This window comes from Nocardioides pyridinolyticus (assembly GCF_054653575.1).
In genome coordinates this window covers 1-1358 of record NZ_BAAIFY010000073.1, presented here as the reverse complement: position 1 = coordinate 1358, position 1358 = coordinate 1, and the positions used below count along the sequence as shown (strand labels likewise).

The window sequence follows — 1358 nt, the reverse complement described above, 5'->3', positions numbered from 1 at the left end:
AAGCGCCCCAGGTTTGATGCCGCATCCTTTTGAGTTGGAAGGATGCATGTCATGCCGAAGAAGATCGATCCCGCGGTCAAGGAGCGGTGCGTGCGGCAGGTGCTGGAGCACTTGCCTGAGTACTCCTCGTTGACCGCGGCTGCCGAGGTTGTCGCTCGCCGCGAGGGGCTCGGCAAGGAGACCGTGCGGCGCTGGGTGGTCCAGGCCCAGATCGACGGCGGACAGCGCCAGGGCGCGACGAGTGAGGAACTGGCTGAGATCCGGGAGTTGAAAGCCAAGGTGCGCCGGCTCGAGGAAGACAACGAGGTCCTGCGTCGGGCCTCGATTTTCTTCGCGGGGGAACTCGACCCCCGCAATCGCTGATCGTCGCGTTCATCGACGAGCTGCGGGCCGAGGGCCGCGCGGTCGAGTCGATCTGCCGGGTCCTGCGCGAGCAGGGCTGCCAGATCGCCGCGCGGACCTATCGCGAGTGGGCACGAGCCAACCAGGTCGTCGCCCCTCGAACCATGCGCGACGCCGTCGTGGTCAACCAGGTCCGGGACCTAGTCTGGAAGGTCGACCCTGAGGGCGTGCGACGGATGACCCCCGAGGGCCTTTACGGGCGTCGGAAGATGACCGCGCTCGTGCGCCGCACGACGCCATTCGCCTCCCCGGGCAGCGTGGACCGGGCGATGAGATCGCTGGGCCTGCAAGGGATCCGACGCTCGAAGGGGATCCGGACCACGATCCCGGCCAAAGACGGCAACCGGGCCGGCGACCTGCTGGATCGCGACTTCACCGCCGAAGCCCCGAACCGGACGTGGGTCATGGACTTCACCTACGTCCGCACCTGGGCCGGGTTCGTCTACGTCGCGTTCATCCTCGATGTCTTCGCCCAGAAGATCGTCGCCTGGAACGTCGCGCCCACCAAGGCCGTCGAGCTGGTCGACGCGCCGCTGCGGATGGCGCTATGGCAACGCGCCCGTGAAGGCCGCCCCGTGGTCCGGGGCGAGCTCATCGGTCACGCCGACGCGGGGTCGCAATACACCTCGATCACCTTCACCGAGCATCTCGCCGATGAGGGCATCAGACCTTCGATCGGGACGGTGGCCGATGCGTACGACAACGCGCTGATGGAGTGCGTGATCGGCCTGTTCAAGACCGAGTGCATCCGCACCACGGTCTTCCATGCCAGGCCCTACCGAACCATCGGCGACGTCGAGTACGCCACCGCCGGCTGGGTCGACTGGTACAACAATCGACGCCTGCACAGCTCGCTTGGGATGATGACCCCGGTCGAGTTCGAGCAAGCCCACTACGCGGCCCTCAACCGAGAGCCGCAACCCGTATAGGAGCGGCAGAAGACCTGGGGCGCTTCA

1 protein-coding gene is annotated in these 1358 nt (G+C 66.7%); it reads left to right on the top strand.

Annotated features, from left to right (window positions below; genetic code table 11):
* Window positions 1–51: 51 nt before the first annotated feature.
* Window positions 52–1331 (top strand): IS3 family transposase gene (locus tag ACYQ0U_RS22670; RefSeq protein WP_459971857.1). Its coding sequence is split into 2 segments (ribosomal slippage): window positions 52–325 and window positions 325–1331, totalling 1281 coding nucleotides; the frame shifts between segments, so codons are not numbered across the junction.
* Window positions 1332–1358 lie beyond the last annotated feature (27 nt).